The 16,583-nt window shown below is 73.5% G+C and carries 8 protein-coding genes, 1 tRNA gene and 1 pseudogene; 6 read left to right on the top strand and 4 right to left on the bottom strand.

Going from position 1 to position 16,583, the window contains the following annotated elements; genetic code table 11:
• Window positions 1-47: 47 nt before the first annotated feature.
• The 4 genes from JQN83_RS26125 to JQN83_RS26110 form a co-directional block, all read right to left on the bottom strand.
• Window positions 48-3,938, bottom strand: a complete 3,891-nt coding sequence (locus tag JQN83_RS26125) for a hypothetical protein (protein WP_208569796.1) — start codon at window positions 3,936-3,938, stop codon at window positions 48-50.
• Between the two features lie 137 nt (window positions 3,939-4,075).
• Entirely contained in the window at window positions 4,076-5,095 is a 1,020-nt protein-coding gene (locus JQN83_RS26120) for a tyrosine-type recombinase/integrase (protein WP_307799729.1), read from the bottom strand.
• Window positions 5,092-5,568: a hypothetical protein gene (locus tag JQN83_RS33425; RefSeq protein WP_244253241.1), complete on the bottom strand. Its 477-nt coding sequence runs from the start codon at window positions 5,566-5,568 to the stop codon at window positions 5,092-5,094. The genes JQN83_RS26120 and JQN83_RS33425 overlap by 4 nt, the downstream gene beginning before the upstream one ends.
• A 116-nt stretch (window positions 5,569-5,684) precedes the next feature.
• Window positions 5,685-5,768 (bottom strand) — tRNA-Leu (locus JQN83_RS26110).
• A gap of 209 nt (window positions 5,769-5,977) precedes the next feature.
• Here JQN83_RS26110 and JQN83_RS34460 point away from each other — a divergent pair.
• From JQN83_RS34460 to JQN83_RS26080, 6 genes and pseudogenes are all read left to right on the top strand, one after another.
• A pseudogene (locus JQN83_RS34460) lies at window positions 5,978-6,448 on the top strand (tetratricopeptide repeat protein); the annotation flags it as partial.
• A 1,902-nt stretch (window positions 6,449-8,350) separates the two neighbouring features.
• Window positions 8,351-8,995, top strand: coding sequence for a fibronectin type III domain-containing protein (locus JQN83_RS34240; RefSeq protein WP_208569847.1), 645 nt, complete (start codon window positions 8,351-8,353; stop codon window positions 8,993-8,995).
• 184 nt (window positions 8,996-9,179) lie between these two features.
• Window positions 9,180-11,804, top strand: a complete 2,625-nt coding sequence (locus JQN83_RS26095) for a fibronectin type III domain-containing protein (protein ID WP_208569795.1) — start codon at window positions 9,180-9,182, stop codon at window positions 11,802-11,804.
• A gap of 35 nt (window positions 11,805-11,839) precedes the next feature.
• Complete coding sequence (locus JQN83_RS26090; protein WP_208569794.1) at window positions 11,840-12,838, top strand: AAA family ATPase; 999 nt, start codon at window positions 11,840-11,842, stop codon at window positions 12,836-12,838.
• A 10-nt stretch (window positions 12,839-12,848) separates the two neighbouring features.
• Window positions 12,849-14,036, top strand: a complete 1,188-nt coding sequence (locus tag JQN83_RS26085) for a DUF58 domain-containing protein (protein WP_208569793.1) — start codon at window positions 12,849-12,851, stop codon at window positions 14,034-14,036.
• Window positions 14,037-14,254: 218 nt separating this feature from the next.
• Complete coding sequence (locus tag JQN83_RS26080; RefSeq protein WP_372444139.1) at window positions 14,255-16,546, top strand: transglutaminaseTgpA domain-containing protein; 2,292 nt, start codon at window positions 14,255-14,257, stop codon at window positions 16,544-16,546.
• Window positions 16,547-16,583 lie beyond the last annotated feature (37 nt).

The raw sequence follows: 16,583 nt of genomic DNA, 5'->3' as shown, positions 1-16,583 counted from the left end.
CAGGCGCCCACTACGTCGCATGGTGGAGCCCGTCACCGTAGAGCTTGTCAGGGGCGCGGCCCGGGCTGGGGGTCGCGGGGGCTAGCGAGCGTCGCGTCGAGCTGGTGTGGCAGTGCGAAAGCGACTTGCGGCGCAGTGGCGTAGGCGGCGGGCTCGACTCTTCTGGTGACCATCAGCGGAACGACCCTCCAGGCACCGTCTCCGTCCACTCCGCATGCTGCCGCAGCCTCGCTCGGATACTGCCTGAGCTGCTCCGCCTTCTTGAGTAGCTTGGCGACATGGCCCGATCGGGGCCGCAAAAACTTGCCGACGTGCACGCGCAAGGTCACCGGGCTAAAGGCGGCGATCGGGTCCTTGACCTCGCAGAGCCACAGCCGCCGCGTGGCCGGATCGGCGATGAGAAGGTCAATCTCGCCGACAGGGCCAGCGATGCCCGCCTCAGTTAGTTGGTTCTGGGTGAATTGGAAGCGGTGCGGGAACCCCAGAGAGTCGACGATCGCTCGAACCTCGTGCTCCAACGCGATGTTGGACGCGTTTCGGTGCATCCCCATCGCTTGCGTGGCCTGCGGGGCGACCGAGGCATCGGGATAGGGAAGACGAGAACTACCGAAGTATGCGGCGTGCAGTCGCTGTGTTGCGAGGGCGACCCAGGGCATGATCCATACCTCCTGGTCGATGAGAGGTAGTGGTCGAAGCGGGATCCGGCTTTCGCGGCGCTCGACCTCGAGGTATTTACGGTCCCGCAACCCCGGCAGAGCGTCTGGGTTGAGCGTGAGGGTGTCGAGTGCGGCCCGGATCTGCTCCTCGGGAAGTCCCGACCAGGAGAACGCTTCAGTGATGAGATCCGTGACGCTGGTGACCGCGATGCCGTCGTCGTCGGTCGGCCAGTCCACGGCGACACCAAGGACGGCATGGACAGCGTCCACGCTTGCGGCGAGGTGATCGTCGACCGTGCGCAGGGAGGGCGGCAGGTCATCACGGGTCGGGCGGTAGTCGACAGGCGTCCGGTGGTTGTCTCGAAACGGTGGCCTACTGATCTCGTCCGGGATTGCAGATGGGATGGGCGCCGGTGCGCGGGTGCCGGCGGCGATTTCCTCGTCCCGCAGGGCTTGGTGGTATGCCTCGATGTCGACGCCCGGTAGTTGTCGGTCACCTTCGGGATCGTCTGTTGCCTGGACGGCGAACGTTCCGTCTGCCAAGACGTCGATGCGCAGGTCGTGCAACTGCAGTTCGTAGCTGTGGTCGAGGCTGGTCACGGTGAGCAGAAATTCAGTCAGGGCTGTGAGTTCGGCGGCGGCCATCGCGTCGGCGCGACGTTCACCGCAGGGCCGCTGCGCCAGCGCGAACTCGAAGAGGATTTCCGCTGCGCGGACGCTCATCATGGCCTCATTGTCGCGGGCCAGGTGATGCCAGTTGCCTGCCCACGGGCGGGTAAGCGCGTACGCGACCTGGCGAGTGAGCTGGAAGTGGCTGGCGTGCACTGCGTTGAGCCGGATCGCCAACTGGCGTAGCAGGCCGGGTTCGACGCTGGTGAGCTGATCGCTCAGCTGCTGTTCGATGGTAGGAATTAGCTGGTGCTGGCACAGCTCGTGAGCCTCTTCACCCGTGAAGGTTCCCGCGATTCTCTGATGGTGGATGAGGTCAAAAACGCGGTGCAGAGCACGCGCTCGCACGGCCTCAGTTCGAGGCAGTGTGTCGACGGGCGCCATCCGCGGCAGGCTTTCGGCGCGGATGAAGAACGTGATGATCGGGCCAGTCGTCTCCCATCCATGCAGGAAGACCTCCGCTGACGGGCCCGAGCTTTCGCCGCGCTCGACGCGAACTTGGCGGATGATCTCGTGCAGGGCGGCTCCCACAGTGTGGTGTCCGGTCCTACCATCGCCGAGAAACTCCTCCAGCACGCCCACGCCGAACCCGATCTCCACCACGGCATGCTTGGGTGCGAAAGCGACGCGGACCCAAGGATCGTTCTCGCTCCCGCTGGGGCCGTTGCCAATGAGCCGCAGGACGATCCGCAGCGGGACACCATCGGCAAGGCGTGCATGCCCAGCAGTATCCGGGTGACCGGACAGGCTGTGGCGGATGCCGTCGGCCATCCCGAACATCGTGTCCGGATCCAAGCCGAACGCCTGTCCGTCGGAGGCATCGAGCTGGATGATGACCGGCGGATCGACCCCGACTATAGCCATGTCGGCGTCCGACTTGGTGAACAGGTCCGCGCCGACTGGCGGTATGAGGCGGCCTACCGGCCAATCGTGGTGCGGGGGCATCCCGACCGCGGTCAGGACCGCGTCGACGGGTTCCCAAGCGGCGGCGTTGTCCCAGGTGACGTCATGATTATCGGGAACCACATGGAGGACCGTGCCGTGCTCGGCCGGAACGGGACCGAGCCGGCCGTGCCGCCGCCACGCCGCCCACACGTCGAGCAGATCGACGAACTCGACCCGCTCGAAGCCGTTATGACGGCCGAGGTCCTCGAGAAAGTGTTCCACGGTGCTCCAGTCGCCGCCGGTATCGGCAAGGATTTCCACCAGCTCGTCGACGTGGACGAGGACCGAGTCGGTCACGGCTTGGAATCCGAGCGACAGCGGCCCGCCGAATACCACCACCTTCACCGTGTCCGCGTCGGTCCGGTCCTGGCGACCGTTTGCGTACTCGCGGAGCCGGCCGGCCGCCTCGTCGAGGGCCTCGCTCAGGGTGGGCGGGGTAAGCGCGCTGGTGACCGTGAACAACGTCCGTGGCCCCGCTACGAAGGGTATCCCCGGCGACGGGAGTTCCGTGGACCGGTCCACAACCCTCCTCGAGAAGAGGTCGGTGGCATGCACCAGGGTCAGCGCTTGAATCCGATGCCGTGCCAGAGGTCGACTGCCAGCGCGGCGCAGGATCGCCTCACCAGCGGCGATCAGCGCATCCAGTGTCAGAGTCGTCGGGACCCCGATCGTGGCCTGCGCGCTACGGACGAAAAGCACCGCTCCCAGCGGCGGGGTGAACGCCGACACCCGGACCTGCACCTTGTGGGCGTCGCAGGTTAACCACGCGAGTGCCGCCGCAGCGCGTTGCGGGTTGCTGCATTGCTGCGTGATCTCGGCGGGCGCAAGTGCCTGCACCTCGGCGGCTGCTTCGATCTGCGCAGCGCTGATCACCGGTATCGACACCGTCCCAACACTGTCCTGCCCGGACTCCGGCCAGGACAGCGCGAGGCGCGCTATCGATCGGTGGCTGTAGGCGAGAATAACCTCCATGGCGTCGGTGAAACTGAACCCAAAGGTCTGAAGGACGTCCTCGTCGACTGCTCGGGCGGTCACAGCCAGGCGTCGCAGCGTCAGCGTGGGGTGCTCGTGATCGCCGGGGTGGACGCGCCAGCGGCGAGCACCGACGTTGAAGCCGACGCGACGGCGAGGATCATTCGGCAGCCGTAATGCCATTACTGGCCGGTCCGGCAAGGCATGCAACGCGGCTGCGGCGAGCTGATCCACATGCTCAGCGGCGGCGATGACGTCGCCGCGAGGCGGCCGACGCAGGCTCCGGAGCCACAACGGGGCAAGGTGCGCCGCCCACGGTGCCGCGCCGGGCGCGTCCATCGCCGCACCGAGGACCGCGCGCAAGGACGCCGCAGTGAACGGCGCCAAGGCAGCGTCGACGACCGACCAGCGGATCTGCTGCCGCACCGCGCGCTGGCGCTGTCGACCATCGCGTCGCTTCTGGATCATGTCAGCATCTTTACGTTTCGCCATCGAATTCTCGACTACATTCGGCTCGCGGCTACCGAGACTCGCGAGGTTCTTCACGATGTCCGGTCCCATTGCGCCGCCCGTACCACGAAATTGCGGTAGCCATTTCGCCTGGTAGCGTTGGCCGCCGCCTTCTTCAAGGCGCCCGCGCGAGTGGTCCGGCAGCAGGCACGCCAGTTTCCCGGTTGCGGGCTGCTTCCCGCCCATGCGGGGTACGGGATCACCACGACGTCCGTGCCCTTCGGTGACCACCGCACCCCCGCTCGCCATCTCTGCCCGGCGATGTCCGCGCAACCGCGGCGTTCAGGACCGCAGAACAGGCCCCACACGCCCACTGCTGACACTCATGCCAGGGGATGGGACTCGTTCGTCAGGGCCGCCAACGCGGCGGCGACCTCCTGCAGACTCGCCCGGACATACGTGGTGGTCGTACCGGCATCACCGCCACTGTCGGCATGACCGGCGTAGGCACGGGCCACCGCGTAGCCGAAGTTCCGCTCCACCCACGTCAACGTCGTGTGCCGCAACCAGTGGGTGCTGATCTGCTGCACCCACACCCACGGCAGATGCTCACCGATCCGCACCCACAGATGGTCGTACCGCCGGTACGTGATCGGCTGCCCGTTGCGATACCGCAGCAACTGGCCCCGCGCCGGAGCATGACGCTCCTCCGCGTGCCGCTGCAGATGCCGCATCAGCGTCGGCGAGACCGGCTGCCACCGCACCGTGTCGCCCTTCTCCCGCAACAGGATCAGACACTGGTCCGGATCCAGATCCACCGGACGCAACGCCAACGCCCCACCCCGCCGGCACGCCGTCTCGGTGTGCAACCGCAACAACAGGCTGTCCAACACCGGATCATCACCCGTACCCGCCGCGACCGCGTTGATCTCCGCCAACCGGGCATCGGCCACCGCCCGCCTGGTGCTCGCCAACCGCCGCGGCTTGGCCACCTTCAGCGCCGGATTGTCCGCCGCCGCGATGAACCCGTCCGCCACCGCCCGCTTGTACAGACACCGCAACGCCGCGATCAGATGCTCCGCCGCACTCCGCCCACCCCGCGCATTGCGACGCGCCACCACATGCGTCTTGACGTACTCCGCCAGCCACTCGATCTCTGACGGGCACGGCTCATCCAACCGCCGCTGCCCCCAGTGCTCCACCACCCGCTTCCAGTACGACCCGTACGCCCGCCGCGTGCCCGCGGTCACCGCCGCCGACACCACCGGCACGTACTCCGCGAACGTCGGCGCCACCGGCCGCACCGCCGCCGCCTCCACCAGATCAGCCGGCGAGATCCCCATCCGCGCCAACAACAACCGGGCCGCGTCCAGCTCCGCCCGCCCCACCGCACCATCAGTCACGGCCGACCACCACCCAGGACAGCAGCGTGCACGGGGACGACCATCGCGTCCACGGCCGCCGGAGGGTGCACCACCAACAACTCATCCGCAGGACAGGCCGCCAGCAGCACCCGGTCGCCCGCCGTCAACCCGCACCACTGCCGCACCGCCGCCGGCAGCCGCAGATGACCCTGACCGGCCACCGTGAACACACCCTGCCGATCCGCACGGAACACCACCAGACCGGCACCCTCATGGATGTGCAGCCGGGTACCCGGCACCCAACCGAGCGCCCGAACGACCCCACTGTCGGCGATCCGACCACTGGCATCCAGCGCCGCGACCCCATAGACCAGAGTGCCGACACGAGGAGAAGGAAGATCCGCAAGCGGCAACGGCCGACGACGAAGACCCCCGTCAGACCGACCACCCGGTTTGCCCCGGCCCGCCAGCACAACCGGCGGGACGACAGGAGCGACCACAACGTCAGCCACGCCGACCACCCCCGCCCGAAGCGGGACCGGCCGACGTCGACACGGAGATCAGAATGGTGTGGTCAAGCGCGCTTGACCACCAGTACGTCGTAGACAGCAGGGATGCTGCAAAAGTGTGTCCGAGGGGGGACTTGAACCCCCACGCCCTATACGGGCACTAGCACCTCAAGCTAGCGCGTCTGCCATTCCGCCACCCGGACCTGCTCGTTCAGCCTACCGCGTCGGCCCCGGCGGCTTTCACCCCGGTCAGCCGCCCTGGCGGGCCGCACGGGGCATTACTGTACACGGCCCGTATGGATCATGCACATCGCCGCCCGACCCACCGGCGGGAGCCGGATCATCGCAGCTCAGAACGCGGCTGTGGCGGGTGGGTAGCGTCCGGACCCGCTCAGACGGCAGCATTGCTGGCGTGTCCGCACCCTCACCCCTCGCCGCAGTCCAGCGCCGGGCCCTCGCCCTGCGTTCCGCCGGTGACCTGTCGGAGGCCCGCCGGTTACTCACCGACGCGATCGCCTCGGCCCGTCCCGCGTACGGTGAGGACCACCCGGAGATCATGGGCACCGCGCACCTGCTCGCGAGGTTGCACCGGGAGGCCGACGAACCGGCCGCCGCCCGGCGGGTGTTGGAGGAGGCCTACGCGGCCGGCGAGCGGCGGTGGAGTCCAGCCGACCCGTTGATGCTCGCCCTGGCCTTCGATCTGGCCGGGGTCGCCGAGGAGTTGGGCAACCGGCACGAGGCCCGCCGCAACTACACCCGCGTCGCCACCGCCGGACCCGCCGCGCTCGGCGAGCAGCATCCCGCCGTACGCACCGCCCGTCAGTATCTCGGCATCCCCGGGGGTCAACCGCAGCCGCCCTCCCCCGCGCCACCGGCCGTCCCCCCGGCGGCTCCGCCATCGGCACCTCCCGGGTACGCCCCGGCGGCGGCCCCCCACCAGGGATACCGGCCCACCCCGACGCCCCGGCCCGAGTCTGCGCCACCGTCGCCCCATCCTGTCTCCGCGCCCCCCACCCCCGCCGCCCCGGGCCCACCGGCCCCGGCTGGACCAGCACCCTCCTCGGGCCAGCCCGCCCCTGCCGGCCAGCCGGTACGCCCGACGGCACCACGGCCGGGCCCCGCCCCGGACACCGAGCCCCGGGTCCCACTGCCCCGGCAGATGTACGGGGTCCAGCCCACCCACCGGCCCGGCGCACCCCGCCCCCACCCGGCCTCCCCCGCCCCCCGGCCGCACCCGGCCTCCCCTGCACCGCAGTCGGGGCCACCGGCGGCACCGCCGGGCCCGCCACCCGCCGCCCACCCGGGGCCGGACGCCATCGCGGCGGCGGCACCACCGCAACGGCACCCGTCGTCCCCCGATCCGGTCTCCGGTGGTGCACCGCCGACGTCGCCCTGGGCGCCCCCGCGCCTCCAGCGGCCGCCCCACCCGTCGTCACCGGTCCCGCCGGGAGAGCCCGCCCAACCGGCTGCTCCCCTGGCCGTACCGCACCCTGGGCCGCCGGCCACGATGCCACCCGGTCCACCGGCCCACCACGGGCAGCCGGTCCCCATCCCCGCCGGGCCGCCCACCGACCCCGGCCAGCCGACCGTGCCACCGGCCGGGGCACCCATCCGGCACGGCCAGCCGACCGCCATTGCACCCGTGACCACCATCGCCGGGTCGGTACGCCCCCTCCCCGCCGCCGAGCCGCCCACCCGGGCCGAGCCGCCCGGCGGGCCATCGGCCGGCACACCGGAACAGCCGACCGGGCCCGTCGACGTCTCCACGTCCCGCCGCCCCACGGAGCAGCGGCCCGGGCCAGCCCCGACCGGGGACCGCACCACGTCGGGCTCTGCACCCGCCCACGCACCGGTGGCGAACCCGGCCGCGGCACCCGGCTCCGCCGTGGCAGCCGACTCGGTGGCGGCAGCCGACTCGGTGGCGGCTCCGGCAGCTCCACCCGCACCGGGCGCCGCCGCGACCCCGTCCGCGCCGGGTTGGGACCGGCCGACGGTACGGGTCCAGCAGATCGGCCCTCTGCTGGCGGAACCACACAGCGACACCGGCCAGGCCCCGACGGTAACCGCAGCCGACGACACGGCACGCGGGTCTGCCTCCGCCGCCCCACCCGACCCGGCACCCACCCCAGCCGTCGACCACACGACAGGTCCGGCGTCCACGGCGGGGCCCGGCTTCGCAGCCCAGCCACCGCCGACAGCGACCGTGCCCTCCCCTGCGGATCTCCCGCCGGCGTCGGCGCACTCCTCACCACCGGTACCACCACGGACGGCACCAGGTCCCGCGTCGCCCCCACCCGCAGCCGCACCGCCGCCGGCCACGGTCACCCCGCCGGCCACGGTCACCCCGCCGGCAGCGGTACCGCCGTCGTCGCCACCGCAGGCCGGGCGGGATGCCGTCCCGGCCGATGCCCCCGATTCGCGGGGCTCCGCCGGGGGCACGCCCGTCCCGGCCTGGACCGCCGGGCACCCCGCAGGTCTCGGCGGACCAGACGAGGACGACGATGCCCCCGCCGACGGCCCGAACTGGGGCGACGTGGCATCGGGGCGGTCGCTCACCCTGCCGCTGGCTCCGATGACCGAGCAGGTTCCCCAGCCGCCATCGACGACGGCACGGACCGCCGTACGGCCACCCGACACGGGACCAACCCCCGGCGCACCGTCGGCACCGGCAACCGGGCGGGGCTTCGAACCGCCACCGCCACCGCCACCGGCATCACCGCCACCGCCACCAGCGGCACCGCCGTCACCGCCAGCGGCACCGGCATCCCCACCGGCGGCGGACAGTGTGCAGGAACTCGGGCCACCGACCGTCCCCGGGCCGACGCGGCAGGTGGTCCCGCAGTCCGGGCCGCAGGCACCGGCACAGGCGGGTGCACCGACCGGCCCCGGTTCGTCAGCCGGGTACGACGGTGGACGTGGCACCGACCGGGGCGTACCGCCGGAGGTGGAGGAGACGGGTTATCCGGAGCTGACGCCGTCGTACCCGGCACGGGACGGACGCCCGCGACGGCGGGGCCGGACGGTGGCCGTGGTGGTCGGGGTGGTGGTGCTGGCCGTCGGAGGCACGATCGGGGCGGTGACCCTGAGCCGGGACGCGGACGGGCCGCAGCGGTCGACCGGCGCCGCGCCCAGGGAGACGGCGGGGCCGCCCCCGGCCGACCTGAAGTTGCGCGACGACGCCGCCACCATCACGGTCACCTGGTCCGATCCGAGCAACGGGTCGGTGCCGTTCATGGTCGCGGGTGGACGCACCGGTCGGGCGCTCGGGGTGATGGCCACCGTCGACCCCGGACAGACCAGCTTCACGGTCAACGGGCTGAACGCCGAGGTGAACTACTGCTTCACGGTGCTGGCGGTCTACTCGACGGACGCGTTCGCCACCTCCGGTCAGGTCTGCACCGACCGGGTCCGACCGTCGCCGAGCGGCTGACCGGGCGACGGCGACCGGCACCGCGACGGCACGTCACCCCGGCATCCCGGCACGCTGGGTGTCCGAATCGGAACGGTACGGGTTTCGTCGTCCCGGAGTGGCCCCTATGATGGCCCACGGTTCAGGCGCGGGCGTCCGGCACCCGGCACGCCGCCCCGGGCCACCGGACGGAGGGCAGCCCGCTGTGGCCAGCATCGACGACGCCCCGAGCGCCGACGCCGGCACGTCCCGCCGACGTTCCCGGTTACGCGGTGGGCTGGTCACGGTCGGCACGGTGACCGCGTTGGTGGCGGCGTTGGGGCTCACCCTGCTCGGCCGGGGTGCCGCCGAGGACGCGTTGGCCAGCTTCGACGCCAGCAGTTGGTTGTGGAGCAGCACCCGCGGCGAGTTGGCCCGGGTCAACGGGATCACCGCCCGGGTGGACACCCGCAAGGAGGTCCCCGGGGCCCGGCAGCATCAGGTGCAGGTCACCCAGACCGACCGGTTGCTGATCCTGCGGGACCTGGAGACCGGTCAGGTCAGCGCGCTCGACCTGGCCACCCTCCAGATCACCGCGACCACCCCCACCACACCGGGTCTCGGCGTCAACGTGGTGCTGCACGACGACGCCGCGTTCGTGGTGGACGCGGTGCGGGGGGTGGTACGCCAACTCGACCCCCGTTCGCTGGTGCCGGTGGGTGAGCCGGTGCTCTTTCCGCCGGGCATCACGGCCGGCGCGTTCGACGGTCGGGGCCGGCTGTGGATCGCGGTACCGACGGAGGGCACCGTCGCAGCGGTCACCCCCGCCGCGCTGCCGTCCGGCCCGGTGTCGGGGGCGGCCGACGGTCGGGGTCCGCAACGGGTGGAGACCCGTCCGGTGGCCGAACCGAACCACGAGTTGGCCCTGTCCACGCTGGACGACGGGGTGGCGGTGCTGGATCGGACCACCGGCACGTTGGTGACGGTCCGGGCCGGGCAGACCCGGCGTACCGTGCTCGGGGACGCCGCGGGTGGCGCGGTGCCGGCGCGGACCAGCGGCCCGGTGGTGCCGGTGACGATCGGCGGTGACCGGCGGGTGCTCGCGGTCGGTGACGGCCGGGTGGTCACCCGGTTCGTCGTGCCGGGCAGCGGCGACCGGGTCGGGCCGGCCGTCGCCTGGGCCGGCCGGTTCTACTGCGCCGACGGGGTCACCGGCGCGGTCTACGCCTTCGACGGCGACGGGCGGCTGGTGGAGACCATCCGCCCCGGCCGGGCCGCCGGCCCGTGGGAGCTGGAGGTGCGGGAGAACCACCTGTTCATCAACGCCCCCGGTGCGGCCACCGCCCGGGTGGTCGACGACGCGCACCGGGTGCGCACCGTCGACAAGTACGCCAACGACGTGCTGGGCGGGGACCCGCCGCCGGACCCGCCCCCGCCGCCTCCGCCGCCGAAACCACGGGTGGGCAAGCCCGGTGCGCCCCGGCAGGTCACCGCCACCGCCGGTGACGCGCGGGCCCGGGTCGCCTGGCGACCGGCCGCCGCGAACGGTGCGGCCGTCCTGCGGTACGTGGTGGAGGGCGCCGGCCAACGTCACGAGGTGGGGGCGAACCAGCGGGCCGTGGAGATCACCGAACTGACCAACGGCGCGACGTACACGTTCTCGGTGCACGCGGTGAACGCGAAGGGCGACGGCCCCGCCCGGCGCAGCAACCCGGTGACCCCGACGTCGGCGGTGCCCGACCCGCCGACCGAGGTCACCGCGCAGGCCCGCGCCGACGGGACCGTGCTGGTGCGGTGGCCGGCCGCCGACGGGCAGGGCAACCGCATCGCCCGGTACGTGGTCACCGCGACCTCGGCCGGCGCGAACGCCCCGGTCGGCGAGTCGCGCCGTACGGAGCTGGTGGTGCCGGCCGGCGAGTTGACGTACGGCACGCAGTACGCGTTCACGGTGACCTCGGTCAACGACCGGGGTGCCGCCTCGGCGGCCTCCCCGATCAGTGCCACTGTGGTGCCGTTCGCCGCTCCGGGGCAGCCGGTGGACCTGCGGGCGGCCACGGTGGCCGACCGGCCGGGCACGATCGCGGTGCGGTGGTCCCCGGCGGCGGCGAACGGCCGGCCGGTGAGCCGCTACCAGGTCGACGTGGGCGGGCGGACCAGCGAGGTGACCGACACCGCCACGACGGTCAGCGGGCTGGACGACGGGCAGAACGTGATGGTCCGGGTGAAGGCGGTCAACGAGGCCGGACCGGGGCCGGAGGTCACCGCGACCGCGCGGACGGTGGCGGTGCCCCGGGTGACGGTGACCGGTTCCTCGGCGGAGGCGACGTCGGTGACGGTGACGTTCACCGTGGACGCCGGTGGCGGGGAGCCGACCTGCACCGCCGCCACCGGGGGGAAGAGCGCCACGGGCAGCTGCGCCAGCCTGCGGGTGACCGGCCTGACCCCGGGTACGGCGTACACGGTGACGGTCACGGCCAGCAACGCCGCCGGCCGGGGCACGGCCACCCGGGCGCAGGGCACCGACCCGCTCTACGGGGTGGCGACCTGCGTCAACGGGCCGGACGGCGACCAACGCACCTACTGCGACCGCGAGGTGGACGGTCGCAACGGCAACGAGGTCTTCTCGGTGCCCCGGCAGGACAACGACAAACAGGTCGGTTGGGCGAAGCCGGGCACCCGGCTGCGGGCGTACTGTCGGCGGCAGGGCGAGAACGTCGACTCCTGGATCTACAACGACCAGAAGCAGTCCACCTGGTGGGTCCGGGTCGACTACCAGGGCCGCAACTACATTCCCTGGGCCTGGCTCAACCTGGCCGGCGGTGACGACATCGCCGTGCTGCCCACCTGTTGACCAGCGTCGCCGCAGCCGAGGAGCATCCCGCCGTCGTGAACGACACTCCCGCACCGTTGAGCCAGCCGGAGGTCCAGGGTTTCGCCGCCCTGGCCGCCCGGCTGGCGGAGAACGTCAACGCGGTCGTGCTGGGCAAGCCGGAGGTGGTGCGGTTGGCGTTGACCGCACTGTTCGCCCAGGGGCACGTGCTGCTGGAGGACGTGCCGGGGGTGGGCAAGACCACCCTGGCGCGGGCGGTGGCGGCGACGGTGCAGGGCCAGTGGCGGCGTATCCAGTTCACCCCGGACCTGCTGCCCTCGGACGTCTCCGGGGTGACGATCTTCAACCAGGCCACCCGGGGTTTCGAGTTCCACCCGGGGCCGGTGTTCGCCAACATCGTCATCGCCGACGAGATCAACCGGGCCTCCCCCAAGACCCAGTCGGCGCTGCTGGAGGTGATGGAGGAGCGGACGGTCACGGTGGACGGGGTCCGGCACCCGGTGCCGCAGCCGTTCCTGGTGGTCGCCACCCAGAACCCGGTGGAGATGGACGGCACGTACCGGCTGCCCGAGGCCCAGCTGGACCGGTTCCTGGTGAAGCTGTCGGTGGGGTACCCCGACGAAGCGGTGGAGGTGGAGGTGCTACGCGGGGCGACGGTCCGCTCCCCCGACTCGCTGCAACCGGTCACCGACACGGCGACCGTCGGGGAGATGGTCCGGATGGCCCGCCGGGTGCACATCGCCGAACCCCTCTACGGGTACGCCGTCCGGCTGGCCACGGCGACCCGCCAGCACCCGCAGGTCCGGGTGGGGGTCAGCCCCCGGGGGGTGATCGCGTTGACCCGGGCGGCGTGCGCGTACGCGCTGATCGACGGCCGGGGGTGGATCATGCCGGAGGACCTGAAGGCGCTCGTCGAGCCGGTCTTCGCCCACCGGCTGCTGCTCACCGCCGACGCGCAGGTGCGCGGGGTGACCGCCGCCGAGGTGCTGCGTCAGGCGGTGGCGTCGGTGCCGGTGCCGCTGCCGTCGGGCCAGTCGAACCCGACGCACGGCTGACCGGACCGGGATGGGACTCACCACCCGGGGCACCGGGCTGCTCGTCGCCGCAGCCGCGCTGCTCGGCACGGGGTGGCGGTTCGGTTATCCGGAGCTGACCGTGTTGGGGGCCGCGGGCGCGGTGGCGGTCGGGCAGGCGGTGCTGGGCGCGGCCCGCAGCCCCCGGCTGACGGTGCACCGGGTGGCCGATCCGGACCGGGTGGCCGTGGGCGAGCCGGCCCGGATGACGCTGGCGGTGCGCAACACCGGACGGTTGCGGGTGACCAGCCTGCTGGCCGAGGACCGCTGCGCGGGCCGCCCGGTGCCGGTGCCGTTGCTGCGCCTGCGCCCCGGTCGGGACACCACCTGCGGGTACGACGTGCCGACCCGTCGACGCGGGGTGCTGCCGGTGGGCCCGTTGCGGGTGACCCGCCGCGACCCGCTGGGCCTGTGCGCGGCGACCCGGGCGTACGGGCCGGCGGCGGTGGTCCGGGTGCATCCCCGGGTGCACCCGTTGGTGGCGGTGCCGACCGGGGCGGGGCGCAGCCTGGACGGCCGGGTGGACGGGGTGCCGCACGGGTCGATCACCTTCGACTCGTTGCGCGAGTACGTGGTGGGCGACGAGTTGCGCCGGGTGCACTGGCGGACCAGCGCCCGGGTGGGTGAGTTGATGGTGCGGGAGAACGTGGACACGTCGCTGCCCCGGATCGTGGTGCTGTTGGACAACCGGTCGGCCGCCCACCCGGACCGGGTCGGCGGGGCGGCCGGGTCGTTCGAGGCGGCCTGCGAGGCGGCGGCGTCGCTGGTGGTGGCCGCGTTCCGCCAGGACCTGCCGGTGGTGCTGCTGCTGGTGGACCCGGCCGACGACCGGACGGCTGACCCGCCGCTGGACCGGCTGGCCGCGGTGACCCTGACCGACCCCTCGGGCCGGGGGCCCGACGGCCCCACGGTGGGCGGTGACCGCGACGGCGGGGTGCTGGGTTCGACGCTGACCGGGCTGCGCGGGGACCGCCCCGGCGACACCCTGGTCTTCCTCACCGGCCCCGGTGGCCGCGACGACGTGGGGCGGGTGGGCGCGCTGCGGGGGGCGTACCCGTCGGTGCTGGTGGGGGTGCTGGGGGCGGCCGGGCCGACGCCGAGCGCGGCCGGGCCGGTGGTGCTCGACGCGGTCGACGGCGTGGCGTTCGCCGCCGCGTGGGACGCGGTGCGCCGGTGGTGACGGTGACCGGACCGCACGACGGGCCCACCCGCCGACCCCGCCCGGACCGTCCGGAGGCACACAGCGGCGGCCCGGCCGCCGACGGGGCGGACCGCCCGGTGGCCGACGGCGACGGCCCGGCCGCCGACGGAACGGTCGGCAGCGGCCCGGTCGGCGACGGCCCGGCCGCCGACGGAACGGTAGGCGACGGAACGGTAGGCGACGGAACGGGCCGCGTGGTGGGCGACGGCGGGCCGGCCGGCGACGGGCGGGGCGGGGCGACGGGACGGGTCACCGGGCGGGTGCTCCGGGCCGCCGTGGTGCCGACGACGCTGGTCGCCGCCATCGGCCTGGCCGCGGTGGTGCTCAACCGGGTGTACGACGGTGACCTGCTGATCCGGCTGGTGTGCGGCGCGGCCCTGGGCGCGGTGCTGGTCAGCGTGGCCGCCCGCCGGTTGCCGTCCTGGCTGGTGGCGCCGCTGTCGGTGGCCGTCATGTTCGGCGCGACGGCCTGGTCGGTGCGGCTCGCCGCCGACCGGGCCGACCTGCCGGGCGGTTTCCTCGACGTGGCCGCCGACGCCGCCGGTAACGCGGTGCCCCGGTTGCTCACCGCGATGATCCCGGTCGAGCCGACACCGGACACGGTGCTGGTGCCGGTGGTCGCCGCCTGGTTGGCCGGGCTGGCCGGCGCCGAGGTGGCGCTGCGGGCCGGCCGGGTGCTGCTCGGCTTCCTACCGGCCACGTCGCTCTATGTCGGGGCCGTCTGCGTGGTCGGCCCCAACGCGGGGCCGGCGATCTGGCCGACGGTGGCCTTCGCCGGGCTGGTCGCGGTCGCCCTGGCCGGCGCACGCGCCCCCGGGCCGGACCCGACCGTCGGGCTGCCACCGGCGGTGCGGGTCACGGTACGGGTCAGGGCGACTGCGGTCTCCGCCGCCGGGGTGGCGGTGGTGGTCGGGCTGGCCGCCCTGCTCGGTCCGGTCCTGGCCGGGTGGGTCGACCACCGGCCGGTGGATCCGCGTCGCTTCGTGCCACCGCCCCGGGTGGAGTCGCTCGACGAGAACCCGCTGATCCGGATCTCCGGGTGGGCGTTGGACCCGCAGCGCAAACTGCTCGACGTGTCGACCCTGGCCCCGGACGGTGGGCCCACCACGATCCGGTTGGCGGTGCTCAGCGACTACGACGGGGTCACCTGGCGGGTCGGCGCGACCTACCGCACCGCCGGGCGGGTCCTGCCCGAGGGCAGCCCCGGGCCGGGGGTGGTGGACACCGTCCGGCAGGAGATCACCGTGGCCGGGTTGACCGGCCGGCTGCTGCCTGCGGTCGCCACCCCCAGGTCGGTCGACGGCGCGCGGGTGGCGTACGACCCGGAGAGCGGGACGCTGATCCGACCGGAGGGGCTGGTGCCGGGGTTGACGTACACGGTCACCTCGGCCCGGGAGCGGCCGGAGGCGAACCTGCTCGGCACCGCCGACGTACCGGCCGGTGCGGAGGTGGCCCGGGTGCTGCGGGTCGCCGACGGGGCACCGGAGCCGTTGCGCCGGCTCGCCGCCCAACTGGCCGAGGAGAACGGCGCACCGTACGCGCGGGCGGCAGCCGTGGAGCAGTTCCTCGCCGAGCACTACCGGCTGGTGGCGGACGCGCCGAGCGGGCACGCGTACCCGAATCTGGAGTTCTTCCTGTTCGGGCCGCGCGGTGGCGGCGGCCAGCGGGGCACCTCCGAGCAGTTCGCCGCCGCCTTCGCGGTGCTGGGCCGGTTGACCGGGCTGCCCACCCGGGTGGTGGTGGGGTTCACCGCCCGGGGGGACGGGCCGGTCCGGGCCGCCGACGCGTACGCCTGGCCGGAGGTGCTCTTCGCCGGGGTGGGTTGGGTGCCGTTCGACCCCCGGCCCCGCCCCGACAGCACGCCCCGCCCGATCGAGGAGGACTTCCGACCGGCCCCGCAGAGCCCGCCGCCGTCGGAGGTGCCCGAACCGACCCCGACCCCGCCGACCACCGCAGCGGCGGTGGCCGAACCGGGCCGCAGCACCGAGCAGCCCGGCGGGCGGACGCCGTTGCTGCTGGCTGCCGGTACCGGCGGGTTGCTGCTACCCGGGGCGGCCCTCGGGGTGCTGGCCTGGCGTCGTCGGGCGCTGACCCGCGCCCGGTTGAGCCGGGGTGACCCGGGGACGCGGGTCGGTGGCGCGTGGCGGCACACCACCGACGCGCTGCGGCTGTCAGGACGGCCGGTCGGCGGGGAGCTGTCCGCCACCGAGGTCGCCGACCGGGCCGGGCACGCCCTCGCCGAGGACACCGCCCGCGCCGGGGGTTCCCCTCCCGGCCCGGACACCGCCCGCGCCGAGCACCCGGGGCTGACCGAGTTGGCCGGGCTGCTCAACCAGGCGGCCTTCGCCCCGGGCACGCTGACCGACGCCCAGGCCGACCGGGCCGGGGACATCGCCGTGGCCTACGCGACGGCGCTGCGGGCGGCCCGCCCCGGCTGGCGGCGGTTGCTCTGGTCGGTACACCCCGGCCCGCTGCGGTGGACCCGCTGACGGCCCGACACGGCACCCCGCCCACGCGGTCGACCGG

The organism is Micromonospora antibiotica, from assembly GCF_017599305.1.
Classification (GTDB): domain Bacteria; phylum Actinomycetota; class Actinomycetes; order Mycobacteriales; family Micromonosporaceae; genus Micromonospora; species Micromonospora antibiotica.
Note: the sequence above shows the minus strand (reverse complement) of the source record. Positions and strands in the feature narration are given on the sequence as shown.